Origin of the sequence: Geothrix alkalitolerans (genome assembly GCF_022808885.1) — a bacterium.
Lineage (GTDB): Bacteria > Acidobacteriota > Holophagae > Holophagales > Holophagaceae > Geothrix > Geothrix alkalitolerans.
The window spans coordinates 70,334-87,745 of record NZ_JAKZLE010000002.1 but is presented as its reverse complement, the minus strand read 5'-3'; the positions used below and the strand labels follow the sequence as shown (position 1 = coordinate 87,745).

Annotated in this window: 18 protein-coding genes; 15 read left to right on the top strand and 3 right to left on the bottom strand. The window is 68.4% G+C overall.

Going from position 1 to position 17,412, the window contains the following annotated elements; translation table 11 throughout:
* The first annotated feature begins 8 nt into the window (after positions 1-8).
* Positions 9-1,127 carry a putative lipid II flippase FtsW gene (gene ftsW / locus MLJ35_RS04435; RefSeq protein ID WP_243321005.1) on the top strand — a complete coding sequence of 373 codons (1,119 nt, stop codon included), beginning with the start codon at positions 9-11 and terminating at the stop codon, positions 1,125-1,127.
* On the opposite strand, the gene MLJ35_RS04430 is transcribed toward ftsW, so the two are convergent.
* The gene (locus MLJ35_RS04430; protein ID WP_243383204.1) at positions 1,119-2,177 is read right to left on the bottom strand and encodes a TIGR03936 family radical SAM-associated protein; all 1,059 of its coding nucleotides are present in this window, start codon (positions 2,175-2,177) and stop codon (positions 1,119-1,121) included. The genes ftsW and MLJ35_RS04430 overlap by 9 nt on opposite strands.
* Before the next feature lie 368 nt (positions 2,178-2,545).
* On the opposite strand from MLJ35_RS04430, the gene MLJ35_RS04425 reads away from it, so the two are divergent.
* Complete coding sequence (locus MLJ35_RS04425) at positions 2,546-3,256, top strand: lipopolysaccharide kinase InaA family protein (protein ID WP_243383203.1); 711 nt, start codon at positions 2,546-2,548, stop codon at positions 3,254-3,256.
* Here the strand turns inward: MLJ35_RS04425 and MLJ35_RS04420 are convergent.
* Positions 3,231-3,809 (bottom strand): peptidylprolyl isomerase, encoded by a 579-nt coding sequence (locus MLJ35_RS04420; protein ID WP_338028439.1) that lies wholly within the window; start codon positions 3,807-3,809, stop codon positions 3,231-3,233. The genes MLJ35_RS04425 and MLJ35_RS04420 overlap by 26 nt on opposite strands.
* Positions 3,810-3,946: 137 nt before the next feature.
* Here MLJ35_RS04420 and MLJ35_RS04415 point away from each other — a divergent pair, with 137 nt between their 5' ends.
* From MLJ35_RS04415 to MLJ35_RS04390, 6 genes are all read left to right on the top strand, one after another.
* Positions 3,947-4,408: a (2Fe-2S)-binding protein gene (locus tag MLJ35_RS04415; RefSeq protein ID WP_243383202.1), complete on the top strand. Its 462-nt coding sequence runs from the start codon at positions 3,947-3,949 to the stop codon at positions 4,406-4,408.
* Positions 4,405-6,552, top strand: coding sequence for a xanthine dehydrogenase family protein molybdopterin-binding subunit (locus MLJ35_RS04410; RefSeq protein ID WP_243383201.1), 2,148 nt, complete (start codon positions 4,405-4,407; stop codon positions 6,550-6,552). Before MLJ35_RS04415 ends, MLJ35_RS04410 begins: the two co-directional genes overlap by 4 nt.
* Positions 6,553-6,621: 69 nt before the next feature.
* Entirely contained in the window at positions 6,622-7,095 is a 474-nt protein-coding gene (locus MLJ35_RS04405) for a (2Fe-2S)-binding protein (RefSeq protein ID WP_243383200.1), read from the top strand.
* The gene (locus MLJ35_RS04400; protein ID WP_243383199.1) at positions 7,092-9,242 is read left to right on the top strand and encodes a xanthine dehydrogenase family protein molybdopterin-binding subunit; all 2,151 of its coding nucleotides are present in this window, start codon (positions 7,092-7,094) and stop codon (positions 9,240-9,242) included. Before MLJ35_RS04405 ends, MLJ35_RS04400 begins: the two co-directional genes overlap by 4 nt.
* Positions 9,243-9,262: 20 nt before the next feature.
* Complete coding sequence (locus tag MLJ35_RS04395; RefSeq protein ID WP_243383198.1) at positions 9,263-10,243, top strand: XdhC family protein; 981 nt, start codon at positions 9,263-9,265, stop codon at positions 10,241-10,243.
* Positions 10,240-10,800: a nucleotidyltransferase family protein gene (locus tag MLJ35_RS04390; RefSeq protein WP_243383197.1), complete on the top strand. Its 561-nt coding sequence runs from the start codon at positions 10,240-10,242 to the stop codon at positions 10,798-10,800. The genes MLJ35_RS04395 and MLJ35_RS04390 overlap by 4 nt, the downstream gene beginning before the upstream one ends.
* A gap of 325 nt (positions 10,801-11,125) precedes the next feature.
* Here the strand turns inward: MLJ35_RS04390 and MLJ35_RS04385 are convergent, their stop codons facing one another.
* Positions 11,126-11,524, bottom strand: a complete 399-nt coding sequence (locus tag MLJ35_RS04385; RefSeq protein ID WP_243293811.1) for a winged helix-turn-helix transcriptional regulator — start codon at positions 11,522-11,524, stop codon at positions 11,126-11,128.
* A gap of 105 nt (positions 11,525-11,629) precedes the next feature.
* Here MLJ35_RS04385 and MLJ35_RS04380 point away from each other — a divergent pair, with 105 nt between their 5' ends.
* From MLJ35_RS04380 to MLJ35_RS04350, 7 genes are all read left to right on the top strand, one after another.
* Complete coding sequence (locus MLJ35_RS04380; protein ID WP_243383196.1) at positions 11,630-12,181, top strand: flavodoxin family protein; 552 nt, start codon at positions 11,630-11,632, stop codon at positions 12,179-12,181.
* 67 nt (positions 12,182-12,248) lie between these two features.
* Complete coding sequence (trxA, locus tag MLJ35_RS04375) at positions 12,249-12,569, top strand: thioredoxin (protein ID WP_243383195.1); 321 nt, start codon at positions 12,249-12,251, stop codon at positions 12,567-12,569.
* 32 nt (positions 12,570-12,601) lie between these two features.
* A complete protein-coding gene (locus MLJ35_RS04370) occupies positions 12,602-13,252 on the top strand; it encodes an NAD(P)H-dependent oxidoreductase (protein WP_243383194.1) in 651 nt (216 codons plus the stop codon).
* Between the two features lie 157 nt (positions 13,253-13,409).
* Entirely contained in the window at positions 13,410-14,399 is a 990-nt protein-coding gene (locus MLJ35_RS04365) for an aldo/keto reductase (protein WP_243383193.1), read from the top strand.
* A gap of 23 nt (positions 14,400-14,422) precedes the next feature.
* The gene (locus MLJ35_RS04360; RefSeq protein WP_243383192.1) at positions 14,423-15,283 is read left to right on the top strand and encodes an MBL fold metallo-hydrolase; all 861 of its coding nucleotides are present in this window, start codon (positions 14,423-14,425) and stop codon (positions 15,281-15,283) included.
* Between the two features lie 53 nt (positions 15,284-15,336).
* A complete protein-coding gene (gene hutU, locus MLJ35_RS04355) occupies positions 15,337-17,001 on the top strand; it encodes a urocanate hydratase (RefSeq protein WP_243383191.1) in 1,665 nt (554 codons plus the stop codon).
* 2 nt (positions 17,002-17,003) lie between these two features.
* On the top strand, positions 17,004-17,402 hold the full coding sequence (locus tag MLJ35_RS04350; RefSeq protein WP_243383190.1) for a YchJ family protein: 399 nt from the start codon (positions 17,004-17,006) through the stop codon (positions 17,400-17,402).
* Positions 17,403-17,412 lie beyond the last annotated feature (10 nt).

The window sequence follows — 17,412 nt, the reverse complement described above, 5'->3', positions numbered from 1 at the left end:
GAGCGGACATGGCCCCGGATGTCCGCCGCCCCGTCGACCGCTGGCTGGTGCTGTTCGCACTCGCGCTGGTGGCGGTCGGCATGGTGTGGATCTACTCCGCCTCCGCCATCAAGGCTTCCCAGAACCACGCGGCGGCCACCGCCTTCCTGACCCGCCAGCTCATGGGTGGCGTCATCGGCATCGCCTTCATGCTGGCGCTCTCCCAAGTGGACCTGGCGCCGCTCCAGGACCATTCCCGCCCGCTCCAGATCACCTACGGGATCCTGGTGCTCCTGCTGGTGGCGGTGCTCCTCTTTGGCCCCAAGGTCAACGGCGCCCACCGCTGGATCCGCCTGGGGGCCATGAGCCTCCAACCCTCGGAGCTGTTCAAGCCCCTGTCGGTGCTCCTCGCCGCCGGTTGGATGGTGCGCCACCGCGAGGCCTGGTCGAGCCATCGCGACGCCCTGCCCAAGCTCCTGGGCCTGGCCGGCATCATGCTGGTTCCTCTGGCTCTCATCCTGCGCGAGCCGGACTTCGGGACCTCGTTCCTCATTGTCTTCGTGACGTTGATGGTGGTGTTCCTCGGCGGTGCTCCGAAGTGGATCTTCGCCGTGGCCATCCCCGTCCTGGGCGCGCTGGGAACCGCCTTCGTGGTGCTGTCGCCCTACCGCCTGGCCCGGGTGACGAGCTTCCTCAATCCCTCTGCGGACCCTCTCGGCAAGGGGCACCAGGCGCTCCAGAGCCTCGTGGCTGTCGGCAACGGCGGCTTCATGGGCGTGGGCCTCGGCGGCGGCAAGCAGAAGCTCTTCTTCCTGCCCGAGGCGCACACGGATTTCATCTACGCGGTGATCGCCGAGGAGGCCGGCCTAATCGGGACTGTGGCGATCCTGGCGCTCTTCCTCGCGATCCTCTGGCGCGGCCACCGCATCGCCCGGCGCGTGAACGACCCGTTCCTGAAACTGTGCGCCATGGGCTTTGTGCTGCTGCTGGTGGTGCAGGCTCTGATGAACATGAGCGTGGTGCTGTCCCTGGCCCCCAACAAGGGCATCCCCCTGCCCTTCATCTCCTTCGGCCCCAACAGCCTCATCGCCAGCCTGGTCTGCCTGGGGCTCCTGCTGGCCATCAGCAAGGAGGCCGGTTCAGCCTAGCTGGATCGGCTCGTCATCATCCTCGTCCACCAGGATGATGTTGGAGCCGCCGCCGAGCAGCACCGCGTCCTCGTACATGTTCTTGAGCTTGGGTTCGAAACGGTCTGCCTGGGCCAGGCGCGGGTCGGGCTTCAGGTCCAGGGCCAGGCGCACGAGACCGCGGAGCGCGGCCGGTTCGAGCCCCAGGATCGCCGCATGGATCTTCAGGGGGTTGCCTGCTTCGGAGCTCCTGGTGCGGGTCGTGCTGACGAGAACGTCTCCCTCCCATCGCAGCTCCATCACGAGCGGCCGCAGATTCAACGGCTTGACCTGCTTGCGGCCCTCGATCCGCCCCTCTTTCTCCCAGAGCCATTCTGTCGCGGACAAGAAGCCCCTGGTCCGCTGCCTGGCTCCGTTCGCCAGGTCCGCGGGGCAGGTCCAGCGCCAATGGGAAGCCTCGGCCAAGTCTGCCAACGACGAAGCGTAGGGGGGATGGGGCTCCCAGCGGTGGATCCGCAGGCCTTCTGGAAGGCGGTTGCTCAGGGCTGACATCAGAGCCTCGGGCGAACCGGCTGGTTCCACCCGGAGGACCACCGCCGCCCATTCGCAGCGTCCACCAGCCCCTGAGGGAAGCGGCAGTTCGAGATGCAGCGCTGGGTGGGGCCGCTTGCCAAGATCCAACGCCAACCGGATCCCCTCCAAGCGGAAGGCCTGGAGGAGAATCGCATGCACCTCACCCTCATCGAAATCGATGGCCTCGCCCTCTTTCGCATAGCCCACACGCACGCAGGCGCGCCGGGTGTCCAGCTGCCATGTCGCTTCGCGCCGCTTCTGGGACCGGGATGCCAGAGGCGCCAGGAGCGCGGAGATCTGCTGGAAGGATTGCGGGTCTGCAAGGTGGCGATCGGCGCGAATCAGGCAGGCCCCTTCTTCGATCAGGTCCTCTTCCACCAAAGATTGGATGAGGGCCGCCGGGTCGAAGTGCTCTCCGCGCAAGGCGTCCTGAAGAGCCCGCAGAGCGGCTGGCTCGCGGCTGGCTGATCCCTGCTCCATGGCGGCCAGAAGCGCCAAGAGCCGGGCCTGCCGGGCCAAGGCCTCGGCGGGGATGGAGGGATGGTGAGTGCGCGCGTCCACGACTCCAGAATAGTGACGCCGAACCGGATGCGCCGATGAAACCCCACTTGGATGGGCGTGCAGAAATCGAGAAAGAATTCACCTCGTTACCGAGAAGAGGTGTTGGGATTTCCACATCCTTTGTGGGAAGCGCGACTGCAATCCGGAAGAATTCCTTCCATCTCAAGCCACTTGGGTCCGTGCTGATTTTTGGTGGCAGGTTCCCGCCTGCGGCGGCAGTTGACAGCTGTCGTCGGACTCGTTCCACCGATCAATCGGACACATCCTTTGCCTTCCGCCTGCGGACCCGCCAAGCTGGAATCCACATGATCCATGACCCTTACATCGTCCCTCCCCTGCCGGCCTCCTGGCCGTACGAACCCGGCAAGCCACTCAAGCCGCTGGGCTGCCGTATCAACCTCGACCTGCCCGGTCTGGGCGGTGGCTGGCGCATCTGCACGCCGGGCGGACAGCTCATCACAGGCGAGGCCGTTCCCCTGGAAGGCGCCTTCGGCCGTGGGGGGATCCTGCGCGTCGGCGACCTGGTGATGCGCCCCTACCGCCGCGGCGGCCTGCTGCGCCACCTGAACGAACGGACCTACCGCACCCACCTCCGGTTCGCCGCGGAGCACGCGGTCCACCGCGGCCTCTGGGAGGCCGGCTTCCCCACCGTCGAGCCGCTCGGCTATGCCTGGCGCCCCAGCGGTCTCGGAGTGGAAGGCGTGCTCTTCACGCGGTTGGCCGAAGGCGATGCCTGGCCGCGCCGGTGGGACTTGAGCCTCGAACGGGCCGAGGACATCCGGCGAGCCATCGCCGCCCTCGGCGAATGGGGCCTGTGGTCACCCGATCTGAACGCCACCAACATCCTCCTGCCTCCCGGCGGCGGAGCCCTGGTCCTCGATTGGGATCGGGCCCAATTCGAGCCCTCGGGCACCGACCTGCGCCCCCGCTACCGCCGACGGCTCGAACGCAGCCTCCGGAAGCTGAGTGCGCCTGCGGAGGCCCTGGCCGTCATTGGATCTGCACCGCTTCCTTGATGAGCACCGGCTTCACGGGCAGGTTCAGGAAGTCGCTGCGCTTGTTGCTGGTCTTCACAGCCTTGATGCGATCCACCACGTCCATGCCCTTGAGGACCCGGCCGAACACGCAGTAGCCCCATGTCTTGTCGTTGGCCTTGCCCTTGAAGTCCAGCGAGGGGTTGTCCACCACGTTGATGAAGAACTCCGCGGCGGCGCTGTGGGGATCCGGGGTCCGCGCCATGGCCACGGTGCCGCGCTTGTTCCTGAGCCCCGCCGCCAAGGCGCGGTCGGCCTCATTGGGGATGGAGGCATCGGTGCGCTTCTTCCCGAGGTAGTCCACGTAGCCGCCGCCCTGGATCATGAATCCTGGAATGACGCGATGGAAGATGGTGCCGTTGTACTGGCCCTTCTTCACGTACTTCAGGAAGTTCTCCACGGTCCGGGGCGCCGCCTGTGGCTCCAGTTCCATGACGATCACGCCCATGGACGTGGTGAGCTTCACCTGAGGCTTGGGGCTCGCGCTCAGGGCCATGGCGGCGAAGGACAGGAGGGCGGCGATCAAGGGTCGCATCGGGGATTCTCCAGGGGGGGTTCCCCAGCATAGCGTCACCTCACCCCAGGTGCGCCAGAGGACAGACCCGCCGTTGCAGGCAGATCGCCGGCGGCGTAGGGTGGAAGCCTCGCCACACGATATTTCAGGGAGCTGCCATGCCCGCCACCCAGCTCACCGTGAACGGCCGCACCCGAACCGTGGATGCCGACACCGACACGCCGCTTCTCTGGGTCCTCCGGGACAACCTCGGACTCACCGGCACCAAGTTCGGGTGCGGCCAGGGCGTCTGCGGCGCCTGCACGGTGCACCTGGACGGCCAGGCCGTGAAGTCCTGCCAGACGAGCCTGAAGGAGGCTGCCGGTCGCAACGTCGTCACGGTGGAGGGCCTGTCGAAGGATCGCTCCCATCCTGTGCAGAAGGCCTGGATCGCCGAGGACGTGGCCCAGTGTGGCTACTGCCAGCCGGGCATGATCATGACCGCTGCGGCCCTGCTCAAGCGCAAGGCCCATCCCACAGACCACGACATCGACGAGGCCTTCGCCGACCACATCTGCCGTTGCGGAACCTACCCCCGCATCCGCAAAGCCGTGAAGCGTGCTGCCGGAGGTGTGCAATGACCAGCCGGCGCGACTTCCTGAAGGTGACCGCCGCCGCGGGCGCGGGACTCGTGCTCGGACTCCATCTCGAAGCCAGACCCCGGTCTGGAGAGACCACCAAAACCGCCTTCCACCCCAACGCCTTCCTGGCCATCCGGCCCGATGGCACGGCGCAGATCACTGTGCCCAAGACGGAGATGGGCCAGGGCGTGCGTACGGCCCTGCCCCTGGCCGTGGCCGAGGAACTGGACCTCGACTGGTCGAAGGTCGAGGTCGTCACCGGCCAGCCCGGCCTGGATTTCAAGTCCATGCAGACCGGCGGAAGCACCAGCGTGAGCACCACCTGGACGCCCCTGCGCAAAGCCGGAGCAGCCGCCCGCGAGATGCTCAAGGCCGCCGCGGCCGCCCGGTGGAAGGTGGACACGGCCCACTGCCGCACCGAGAGAGGGTTCGTGCTTGGGCCTGACGGACAGAAGCTCGGCTATGGCGACCTCGCCCAAGCCGCGGCGAAGCTGCCTATGCCGAAGGACGCCCCTCTGAAGAAAGCCGCGGACTACCGCCTGGTCGGCAAGCGCACGCCCCGATTCGACGGCCCGGCCATCGTCACCGGCAAGGCCATCTTCGGCCTGGATGTGCGTCGCCCCGGCCAGCGCTTCGCTGCCGTGCTGCGCTGCGCCGTGATCGGAGGGCAGCCGAAGGCCTGGGATGATGCCAAGGCCAAAGCCGTGCGGGGCGTGAAGGCGGTGGTGAAGGTGCCCACGGGCCTGGCCGTGATCGCGGACAGCACTTGGGCCGCCTTCAAGGGCCGGGACGCCTTGGCCGCCACGACCACCTGGGAAGAGGGAGCCGCGCGGGACTTCAGTTCCACTGCACTCGAGGCCAAGATGCGAGCCGCCCTCACGGGCCCCGCCGACGACGCCCGCCGCGAAGGTGATCCCGCCAAGGTCCTGGCCGCAGCCGCCAAGCTGCTGGAGGCGGAGTACAGCTTTCCCTACCAGGCCCACGCCACTGTGGAGCCCATGAACGCCACGACCGCCCTGAGCGAGGGCGCGGCTGAGATGTGGATGGGCAGCCAGTCACCGAACCGGGCTCAGGAGCGGGCCGCCGCCACCCTGGGGCTCAAGCCAGAGCAACTGAAGGTGAATGTCGCCCTCATCGGCGGCGGCTTCGGGCGCCGGCTCGGCACAGACTTCAGCACCGAGGCCGCCCAGGTGGCCAAGGCCGCCGGCGGCGGGCCCATCCAGGTGGTGTGGGACCGGGAGGACGACCTCCGCCATGACCTGCACCACCCTGCGACGCTCCACCGCCTGCGGGCGGGGATCGACGGCGCGGGTGCCCTCGCGGCTTGGACCCACCGCATCGCCGGCCCCGCCGTGCTGCGCTCCTGGACAGGAGGCCAGAAGGCACCCTCGCAGGCCACCACGGAGACCAATGGCGCCTGCGACATCCCCTACGCCATCCCTGCCGTCGCCGTGGACTTCGCGGAGGTCGAGGCGCCCACGCCGCTGGGCTGGTGGCGCGGCATCCAGATCGTGCCCAACGTCTTCGCCCGGGAGTGCTTCCTGGACGAAGTGGCCCACGCGCTCGGAAAGGACCCGCTCCGCTTCCGACTGGATCTGCTGGGCGACCGGGGCATCGTCAAATTCGGCCGGGACGAGGCCGACATCCGTCGCCTGAAGAAGGTGCTGGAGGTGGCTGCCGCCAAGGCCGGCTGGGGCCGCAAGCTGCCCACAGGCCATGGGCTGGGCCTCGCCTGCCACGCCTACGACGGCCGCACCTACGCCGCCGAGGTGGCGGAGGTCTCCGTGGTGAAGGGCCGGCTCAAGGTCCACAAGGTCACCTGTGCCGTGGACTGCGGCCTGGTGGTGAACCCGTCGGGCCTCGAGGCCCAGGTGGAGGGCGGCATCGCCTTCGGCCTCTCCGCGTTGTTCTCTCAGATCACCTGGGAGAAGGGCCGCACGGTGCAGACGGGCTATCACGACTTCCCCGTGCTCCGCCTGGCGGACATGCCTGTGGTCGAGATCCATGTGATCCCCAGCGCCGAGGCCCCATCCGGCATGGGCGAACCCCCGGTGCCGGTGGCCATCCCAGCGGTGCTGAACGCGGTCTTCGCGGCCACTGGGAAACGGATCCGGAAAGTTCCCATTGAAGATGGATTGATCTAGTTTTTCATATCGCACCCTCGATGGAGAAAAGGCGTAGCATGGGGGCCGCCATCCCAGATGGAGGTGCCCATGGCGGAGTACACCCTCTCGGTCAACGGCCAGTCCCATACGGTCGAAGCCTCCCCGGACATGCCCCTGCTGTGGGTGCTCCGCGACCGCATCAAGCTCACAGGCACCAAGTTCGGGTGCGGGCAGGGCCTCTGCGGCGCCTGCACCGTCCATCTGGGCGGGGAGGCCGTGCGGTCCTGCGTGACGCCGGTGAGCGACGTCGGCGCGAAACGAATCACCACCATCGAGGGTCTGGACCCCCACGGCGCCCACCCCCTTCAGAAGGCCTGGATCGAGACGGACGTGGCCCAGTGCGGCTACTGCCAGACGGGCCAGATCATGACCGCCGCGGCCCTGCTGGCCAGGCATCCCAAGCCCACGGACCGGGACATCGACCAGGCCATGGGCGAGAACGTCTGCCGCTGCGGCACCTACCTGCGCATCCGCGAGGCCATCCACCGGGCCGCAGGCCAGCGGAAGGAGGTGGCCCCATGAGCACCACCCGCCGTGACTTCCTCAAGACCACCGGCGCCCTCACCCTGGCCTTCGCCCTGCCTGTGCGGCTGAAAGGCACGGCGGCGCAGCCCACGGAATCCGCGTTCCAGCCCAGCGGCATGCTTCGCATCGACCCGGACGGCTCCGTCACCATCTGGGCCACGCGCACGGAAATGGGCCAGGGCGTCCGCACCAGCATGGCCATGGCCATCGCCGAAGAACTTGAAGCGGATTGGTCCCGCGTGAAGATCCTCCAGGCCTCCACCGCGCCGAGATTCGGCGACCTCGGCGTCACCGGCGGCAGCCAGACCACCCTCTCCACCACCCAAGCCCTGCGCAAGGTGGGCGCCCAGGCCCGGGAGATGCTTCTCCAGGCCGGCGCGGACACCTGGGGCGTCCCCAAATCCGAATGTCTTGCCCGGGGCGGCCACATCCAGCACCCGCCCACGAAGCGGAGCCTGGCCTATGGCGACCTGGTGGCCCGCGCCGGCAAGCTTTCGCCACCGCCGGAGCCGACGCTGAAGGCGCCCAAGGACTTCCGGATCCTCGGTAAGGATGCACGGCGCCTGGACGGCTGCGACATCGTGGCCGGCAGAGCGCAGTTCACCACAGACCTGCACCTGCCTGGCATGCTCGTGGCCAGCATCGAGCGCTGCCCGGTGTTCGGCGGGAAGGTGAAGTCCTTCGACGCCTCGGCCGCCCTGAAGGTGCCCGGCGTGAAGCAGGTGCTGGAGGTGCCCAGCGGCGTGGCCGTATTCGGCGAGGACACCTGGGCGGCCTTCGCGGGTCGCGAGGCCCTGAAGGTCCAGTGGGACGAGGGGCCGGCCGCCAAGATGGACAGTGCCTCCATCCGCAGGCAGTACGAGGAACGGCTCAAGACACCCGGCAAGGTGGTGCGCCAGGCCGGTGATGCGGCCCAAGCCCTGCCGAAGGCCGCCAAGCGCATCAAGGCCACGTACGACGCGCCCTTCCTGGCCCACGCGACCATGGAGCCCATGGTCGCCGTGGCCGACGTGAAGCCCGGCCGCTGCATGATCTGGGCGCCCACCCAGGCCCCGGGCATGGCCCTGCCCGCCGTCGAACGGATCACCGGCCTGAAGGCCGACCAGATCGAGATCCAGGTCATGCTGGCGGGCGGCGGCTTCGGCCGCCGGGCCATGGCGGACTTCATCGCGGACGCCGTGGCCTGCTCCAAGGCCGTCGGCGCCCCCGTGAAGGTGCAGTGGACGAGGCCCGACGATTTCCGACACGACGGCTACCGCCCTGCCACGCTGCACGAGCTGGAGGCGGGCCTGGACGCCCAGGGGCGGCCCTTGGCCTGGATGCACCGGTTCGTGGGGCCTTCCATCGCCGCCTCGAACCACTTCCCCTGGCCGCCGGAGGCCACCGAGCTGGCGGGCGCAGCAGACCTGGCCTACGACATTCCGAACTTGCACGTGGAGTGGGGCCAGAGCGACACGCCCGTGCCCATCTGGTTCTGGCGCGCCGTGCCCGCCAGCTTCAATCCCTTCGTCACCGAGTGCTTCCTGGATGAGCTGGCCCACGCGGCCGGCAAGGACCCCCTGGCCTTCCGCCTGGCGCACCTGCCGAAGGCCCCCCTGAAGCTGGGCCAGCACACCTTCGATCCCGCCCGCTACCGCGCTGTTCTGGAACTGGCCGCGACCAAGGCCGGGTGGCACACCCGCAAGCTGCCCAAGGGCCGGGGCCGAGGCATCGCGGCCCACGCCTACCTGGACTGCGGCACCTATGTGGCCCAGGTGGCGGAGGTGGAAGCCAAGGCGGGCGGCGGCATCCGCGTCCATCGCGTGGTCTGCGCCGTGGACTGCGGCATGACGCTGAACCCGGGAAACGTGAAGGCTCAGATGGAGGGCGGCATCGCCTTCGGTCTCAGCGCGGCCCTTTACGACGAGATCACCCTCAAGGACGGCCGTGTGACCGCCGACAGCTTCTCGGACCATCCGATCCTCCTGCTCCCGTCCATGCCCAAGGTGGAGGTCCACATCGTGCCCAGCGAACTGCCGCCGGGTGGCGTGGGCGAGCCGGGCCTGCCGCCACTGGCGCCCGCCGTGGCCAACGCGGTGTTCGCGGCCACCGGCAAGCGCCTGCGCAGCCTGCCGCTCCTTCCCCCGGCGCTGCGCAAGGCCTGATCGCAGGGCATAATCCCCTCATGCACAAGGAACTCCAGGACATCCTGGCGCTCGTCCGGGGCCGCGGAATGCCCGTGGCCCTGGCCACGCTGGTCCGCGTCGAAGGCTCCAGCTACCGCCGCCCCGGCTCCCGGCTTCTGACTGATGGCGAGCGGATCCTGCGCGGCTCCCTCAGCGGCGGCTGCCTCGAAGGCGAGGTCATGGCCCGCGCCCGGGAGGCCCTTGCCGACAGCCAGCCCCGCCTGCTCCGCTACGACCTGCGGGGCGACGCGGATCTCGTCTGGGGCAGCGGCAGCGGCTGCGAGGGCCTGCTGGACATCCTGGTGGAACGCATCGATCCCGCCATGCCACCCGAGTGGCTGGCCTGGGTCGAGCGGGCCCTCAGCTCGCGAACCCCTCTCACCCTCCACACCGACCTGGCGCCTGACCACTTGGCAATGCGCAGCATCTTCAATCAGCCGGACGCGCCGACATCCGGCTTCACCGAGACCTTCACCCCGGCGATCGCCCTTTGGATCCTGGGCGCCAGCGACGACAGCCGGCCCCTGGTGCGGATGGCCAAGGAACTGGGCTGGCGGGTGGGCCTGCTGGACCACCGGCCCGCTTTCGCCCGGCCTGAGCGCTTCCCCGAGGCGGACGCCGTTCTCTCGGGCCATCCGGCCCAGCGGATCCCTGGGCTGGGACTGGACGCGCGCAGCGCGGTGGTCCTCATGACCCACAATTACTTGAAGGATCTGGAAGCCCTGCGCGCGCTGGCGGCCTCAGGAGCCAGCTATCTCGGCCTCATGGGCAGCCGAGCCCGTAGCGCGAAGATCCGCGAGGAGCTCGCCGCGGAAGGCATCTTCCCCGGAGACCGCCTGCACAGCCCTGTGGGCCTGGACCTGGGCGCGGAGGATCCCGAAACCATCGCCCTTGCGGTGCTGGCTGAGATCCAGGCCTCCTTCCGAGGCCGGACCGGCAGCTCCTTGCGCGCCACGCGCACCACGGTATCGGCCCCGTGACCGCCGCCATCATCCTCGCCGCGGGCGAGGGCCGCCGCATGGGCGGCCCCAAGGCCCTGCTGCCCTACGAGGGAGAGACGCTCCTCCACCGCGCCGCCCGGACCGCCCTGGAAGCCGGGTGCAGCCCGGTGATCGCCGTGGTGGGCGATTGGAACCCGGGGCTCGAGGGTGTCGAGGTGCTGCCTGTCCTCAACCCCGTGGCCACGGAAGGCATGGCCAGCTCCATCCGGACGGGCATCGCCGCCCTCCCGCTGAAGATTCCGGCCGTCCTTCTCCTCACGGTGGACCAGCCTGCTGTGGACACCTCCCTTCTGCGCCGCCTCCTGGCCCTGGCCGCCACTGATCCCGACCGTCCCGCCGCCTGCGCCTACGCGGGCACCCTCGGAATCCCGGCGGTGCTGCCCCGGCGCTGCTTCCCCGACCTTCTCGCGCTGCGCGGAGATGTGGGCGCCAAGGCCATCCTCCTACGGGAAGCCGCGCAAGGCCTCCCCTTCTCCGAAGGCGCCCGCGACCTGGACTTCCCCGAGGACCTTCCCCCGGACAGCATCAGGCGCTGAGGGCGGGCTCTGCCCGACCAAAGCGCGGGGGCCCGGGGGGACATCGCGAGCGAAGCAAGCAGGCGGTCCCCCGGACAGCATCAGGCGCTGAGGGCGGGCTCTGCCCGACCAAAGCGCGGGGGCCCGGGGGACATCGCGAGCGAAGCGAGCAGGCGGTCCCCCGGACAGCATCAGGCGCTGAGGGTGGGCTCTGCCCGACCAAAGCGCGGGGGCCCGGGGGACATCGCGAGCGAAGCGAACAGGCCTCCGCCTGGCGCCTCGCTCCCGCGAGGCTCCTGCTTCCGCTACGCGGCTCGCAGAGGCGGAGCCTCCCCCCCGGACAGCATCAGGCGCTGAGCGGGGGCTTCTTCTGCAAGTGGTCGTAGCGCTTGCGAGCCTGCTCCAGCTCGGACAGGTGAGTGCCGGCCCACTCGCACAGGGCACCGAGGGGCCCGATCAGCGTGTGACCCAGCTTTGTCAGCTCGTACTCCGTGCGGGGCGGCACCTCTGGATAGACATGCCGGGACACGAGTCCGTCCCGCTCGAGCTTCCGCAGAGTCTGGGTGAGCATCTTCTGGCTGATGCCGCCCACCTGGCGGTGCAGGTCGCCGTAGCGCTGCTTCCCCTTCGCCAGCAGGTAGATGAGCAGGGTGGTCCACTTGTCCGCGATGAGATCCAGCGCTTGGCGCGTGGGGCATTGGGCGCTCAGGACGTTGGGTTCGAGGGAGCAGGCTTTACGAACCATGGGGTTCCTACCTTCCGAAATAGTGCCTACTTTCTTTTGGAATGTAAGCTCCCTAAGTTTGGGTCACGGGCCGATTGAATGCAATCGTCCAGACAGGAGCCAAAGATGACCCAGATCTCCATCGTGTTCCACAGCGGCTACGGCCACACCAAGGTGCTGGCCGAGCAGGTCAAGGCCGGTGCTGAGACCGTGCCTGGCGCCAAGGCCACGCTCATCCCCGTCGAGGACATCGAGGCGCACTGGGGGGACCTGGAGGCGGCGGATGCCATCGTCTTCGGCAGCCCCACCTACATGGGCAACGTGAGCGGCCCCTTCAAGACCTTCATGGACGCCAGCTCCAAGGCTTGGTACGAGCGCAAGTGGAAGGACAAGCTGGCGGCCGGCTTCACCATCAGCGGCAGCCCCAGCGGCGACAAGCTGAACACCCTCCAGTCGCTGATGATCTTCGCCATGCAGCACGGCATGGTGTGGATCGGCACGGCGGACCTGCCCGGCAGCGAGGAGGGCATCAACCGCCTGGGCAGCTTCTCCGGCCTCATGGCCCAGGCCGGCCAGGTCGCCCCGGAGATCGAACCCAACGAGGCCGACCGCAAGAGCGCCGCCCGCCTGGGCCAGCGCCTAGCGGAAGCCACCGTCCGGTGGGCCAAAGGCGCCTGAGGCGATTGTCATGACCGGAGATCCCGTCAAATCCGTTATTCTGGATGGGTTTCGCAGGAGCCTCCGAATGTCCGATCACATCCAGCACCTGACCGACCAGACCTTCACCGAGGGCGTCGCCCATGGCTACACAGTGGTGGATTTCTGGGCCCCCTGGTGCGCACCCTGCCGCGAGCTGGCTCCCCTCACCGAGACTCTGGCCGTGGAGCTCGCGGGCAAGGTCCGTTTCGCCAAGCTGAACGTGGACGATTTCACTCCCCTCTCCGAGCAATACGACGTCCTCAGCATGCCGACCCTGGTGATCTTCAAGGATGGCGAACCGATCGACCGGATCGTGGGCTCCATGCCCATCGACCAGCTGCGGGCCCGTATCCAGCGGTCCATCTGAACCTCATTCCCACATCTGAATCCGAGGTAACCGTGAGCATCATTCCCGGCGACAGCCTGCTCCAACAGCTGAACTGGCGCTACGCCACCAAGAAGTTCGACCCTGCCAGGAAGATCTCTCCCGCTGACTGGGCGAGCCTCGAAGAGGCCCTGATCCTTACGCCTTCCAGCTACGGCCTCCAACCCTGGAAGTTCATCGTGGTCACTGACAAGGTCCTCAAGGCCAAGCTGCGCCCCGCCTCCTGGAACCAGTCCCAGGTCGAGGACTGCAGCCACCTGGTGGTCCTCACCGCCAAGCAGGACATCACCGAAGCCGATGTGGACCGCTTCGTGGCCCGCATCGCCGAGGTGCGTGGCGTCTCCACCGAGAGTCTGGCCGGCTATAAGGGCTACATGGTGGGCGACCTGGTGAAGGGCCCCCGCCACGCCGTCATCCAGGAATGGGCCGCCCGCCAGACCTACATCGCCATGGGCAACCTGCTGACCGCCGCCGCCCTGCTGGGCGTGGACGCATGCCCCTTCGAGGGCATCGAGCCCGCCAAGTACGATGAGATCCTGGGCCTCAAGGGCAGCGGCTACACCACCATCAGCGCATGCCCCCTGGGCTACCGGGCGGCGGACGACAAGTACGCCGCCACCCCCAAGGTCCGGTTCGAAGCCAAGGACGTCGTCGAGCACCGCTGAACCAGCCCGATCGCGGCACACAGATCTGGAAAAACTTTTTCACCACCAAGGCACCAAGACACCAAGAAAAGCGGGCGCCCCTGCTCATGCAGTTCTTGGTGCCTTGGTGCCTTGGTGGTAAGTCTTTTTCTCACGTATCAAGAGCGGAGGAGGTCCCATGCTGACCCGCACCCTCGGAACCCAAGGGCTCACGGTGTCGGCCCTCGGCCTCGGCTGCATGGGCATGTCGGACTTCTACGGCCATCGAGATGATGCCGAATCCATGGCCACCCTCCGCCACGCCGTGGACCGGGGCGTCACCCTCTTCGACACGGCCGACGTGTACGGCCCCCACACCAATGAGGTCCTGGTGGGCAGGGCCCTGGCTGCGGTACGGGACAAGGTGGTCATCGCCACCAAGTTCGGCATCCTGCGCGACCCGACCAATCCCGCGGCTCGGGGCGTCTGCGGGCGTCCCGACTACGTCCGCAGCTCCTGCGAGGCCAGCCTGAGGCGCCTGGGCGTGGAGGTCATCGACCTCTACTACCAGCACCGGCAGGATCCGGAGGTTCCCGTGGAGGACACCGTCGGCGCCATGGCAGAGCTCGTGAAGGCCGGGAAGGTCCGCTTCCTGGGCCTGTCCGAGGTGAGCCCCGCCACCCTGCGCCGGGCCCACGCGGTGCACCCCATCAGCGCCGTGCAATCCGAGTATTCGCTGTGGACCCGCGATCCCGAGGGCGGGCTGCTTCAAGCCTGCCGGGAGTTGGGTGTGGGTCTTGTGCCCTACAGCCCCCTGGGCCGCGGATTCCTCACGGGCCAGATCAAGCGGTTCGAGGACTTCGAGCCGGACGACTACCGCCGGAACTCGCCCCGCTTCCAGGGGGAGAATTTCCAGAAAAACCTGGACCTGGTGGCCCGTCTCCAGGACATGGCAGCCGCCCGGGGCTGCACCGCCTCCCAGCTGGCCCTGGCCTGGGTGCTGGGCCAGGGGGCCGATGTGGTGCCCATCCCCGGCACCAAGCGCCGCAACCGTCTGGACGAGAACCTGGGCGCCCTGGACCAGGTGCTCTGCCCCGGCGAACTGGTGGAGCTTGGCGGCCTTTTCCCCCCGGGGGCTGCCGCAGGCGCCCGGTATCCCGAATCCATGATGCGTCTGGTGGGCCGGTAGCATCCAAGAAGACGGGAGGCGCCATGGCCCGCCGCACGGATGTCCCAGCTGACAATGTCCCCGGCCCCTTTTTCGTGGACCGCACCTGCATCGACTGCGGCACCTGCTATCAGTTCGCCCCGGAAACCTTCGCGGGCGGAGATGACCGGGCGCGGGTGCATGCGCAGCCAGGCGATACCGAGGCGCGCCTTCGAGCTTCCATGGCCCTGGTGGCCTGCCCCGTGGGCTCCATCGGGACCGACGACAGGACCAGTGTTCCCGCGGCCACCAAGGCCTTTCCGCATCCCGTGGCGGAAGACGTCTATTTCTGCGGCTACACCAGCGAGAAGAGCTTCGGCGCCTGGAGTTACCTGATCCGGCGGCCCGGGGGCAACGTGCTGGTGGATTCCCCCCGGGCCTCTGAACCGCTCATGAAGAACCTGGAGGCTTTGGGGGGAGTCGCGATGATGGTCCTCAGCCACAAGGACGATGTGGCCGACCATGCGGCCTACCACGCCCGGTTCCAGTGCGAACGGATCATGCACGTGGCGGACGGCTTCACCGGACTGGAGCACCCGGTGGACGGCGACGAGCCCATCCCGCTGGCGGAGGACCTTCTCCTCATCCCCACCCCGGGCCACACGGCCGGGAGCGTGTGCCTGCTGCACCGGGACAACCTCTTCACCGGCGACCACCTGTGGTGGAACCCGGTCCAGGGGCGACTCTCCGCGTCCCGCACCTATAACTGGCACTCCTGGGCACAACAGCTTGACAGTCTGGAAAGACTGCTCACCTTCGAGTTCACCTGGGTGCTGCCGGGGCACGGGAGCGTCCACCATACGGATTCCCCGGCGGCCATGCGGGCCGATCTGCAACGGGCCCTGGCTCTCCTCCGACGGTCTTGATCGCCGTCCCGGGCGGGCCGTGGGAAACTAGGGGCCCTCCGTCGGAGTCCCCCATGACCACCGCATCCGAAGCCCCCGTCCTCTCCGCGCCCCGCGGCACCCACCTGCACTGCAAGGGCTGGGTGCAGGAGGCGGCCCTGCGGATGCTCATGAACAACCTGGATCCCGAGGTGGCCGAGCGCCCCGAGGACCTGGTGGTCTATGGCGGCCTGGGCAAGGCGGCCCGCAATTGGGACTGCTTCCATGCCATCGTGAAGGAGCTGAAGCACCTGAACGACGACGAGACGCTGCTGGTGCAGAGCGGGAAGCCCGTGGGCGTGGTGAAGACCCACCCCGACGCGCCCCGCGTCCTCATCGCGAACTCCAATCTGGTGCCCAAGTGGGCCACCTGGGAACACTTCCGCGAGCTCGACCAGAAGGGCCTCATGATGTACGGCCAGATGACGGCCGGGAGCTGGATCTACATCGGCAGCCAGGGCATCGTGCAGGGCACCTACGAGACCTTCGCCGAGGCGGCCCGCCAGCACTTCAAGGGCACGCTGGCCGGCACCTGGACGCTGACCGCCGGCCTGGGCGGCATGGGCGGCGCCCAGCCCCTGGCCGTCACCATGAACGGCGGCGTCGCCCTCTGCGTCGAAGTGGACCAGACCCGCATCCAGAAGCGACTGGATACCCGCTACCTCGACGAGTGGACGGACAACCTTGACACCGCCCTGGCGCTGGTCCAGCAGTACGTGGACGCCCACGAGGCCCGCAGCATCGGCCTGCTGGGGAACGCCGCCGAGGTGCTGCCCGAGATCCTGAAGCGCGGCTTCCAGCCGGACCTCGTCACCGACCAGACCAGCGCCCACGACGAGTACAACGGCTACATCCCCGCGGGCCTCAGCCTGGAGCAGGCCGCCGCGATGCGGAAGGACCAGCCCGAGGCCTATGTGCAGCGCGCACTCTCGTCCATGCGCACCCACGTGGAGGCCATGATCGAGTTCCAGTGCCGCGGCGCCGTCACCTTCGACTACGGCAACAACATCCGTGCCCAGGCCCAGCGCGCCGGCTGCGGGAACGCCTTCGCCTTCCCGGGGTTCGTGCCCGCCTTCATCCGGCCGCTCTTCTGCAAGGGCATCGGTCCCTTCCGCTGGGCGGCCCTCTCGGGTGATCCCGAGGACATTGCAGTCACCGACGCCGCCATGATGGAGCTGTTCCCCCAGAACGAGGGAATGATCCGCTGGCTGAAGGCCGCCAAGGAGAGGATCGCCTTCCAGGGCCTGCCCGCGCGCATCTGCTGGATCGGCGCCGGCGAACGCCACCTGGCGGGCCTCAAGTTCAACGAGCTGGTAAGGACCGGCAAGGTGAAGGCCCCCATCGTCATCGGCCGCGACCATCTCGACAGCGGCAGCGTGGCAAGCCCCAACCGCGAAACGGAGGCTATGAAGGATGGTTCCGATGCCGTGAGCGACTGGCCGTTGCTGAACGCCATGACCGCCGTGGGAGGAGGCGCCTCCTGGGTGAGCTTCCACCACGGCGGCGGCGTGGGCATGGGCTACAGCCAGCACAGCGGCGTGGTCATCGTGGCCGACGGCACCGAGCGCGCCGACCGCTGCATCGCCCGAGTCCTCTGGAACGACCCCGCCATGGGCGTCTTCCGCCACGCCGACGCCGGCTACGAGAGCGCCCGCGACCACGCCGAAGCCATCGGCCTGCACATCCCGATGAAGGGCTGACCATGTCCCGTCCCTGCCCCTGCACGTCCAAAAAGCCCTATGACCGCTGCTGCGGCCCCTTCCATGCGGGCACGGCCGCGCCGGAGACGGCGGAGGCCCTGATGCGCTCCCGCTTTTCCGCCTACGCCCTTGGCAAGGTGGACTACCTCATCGCCACCCGACCCGAGGCCAAGCGGGACGAGGAGAACCGCGACGAGCTGCTGCAGTACTGCAAGTCCGTGAGCTGCGTGGGGCTCAAGATCATCAGCAGGGAGAAGGGCGCCAAGGGCGACGACACCGGCGTGGTCACCTTCCACGCCAGCCTCCAGGCCAACGGACGCCGCACCCTCCACATCGAAACCAGCACCTTCGCCCGGGAGAACGGCCGCTGGGTGTACGTCGACGGGGTCGTGAAGTCCTAGGACCCGCCGT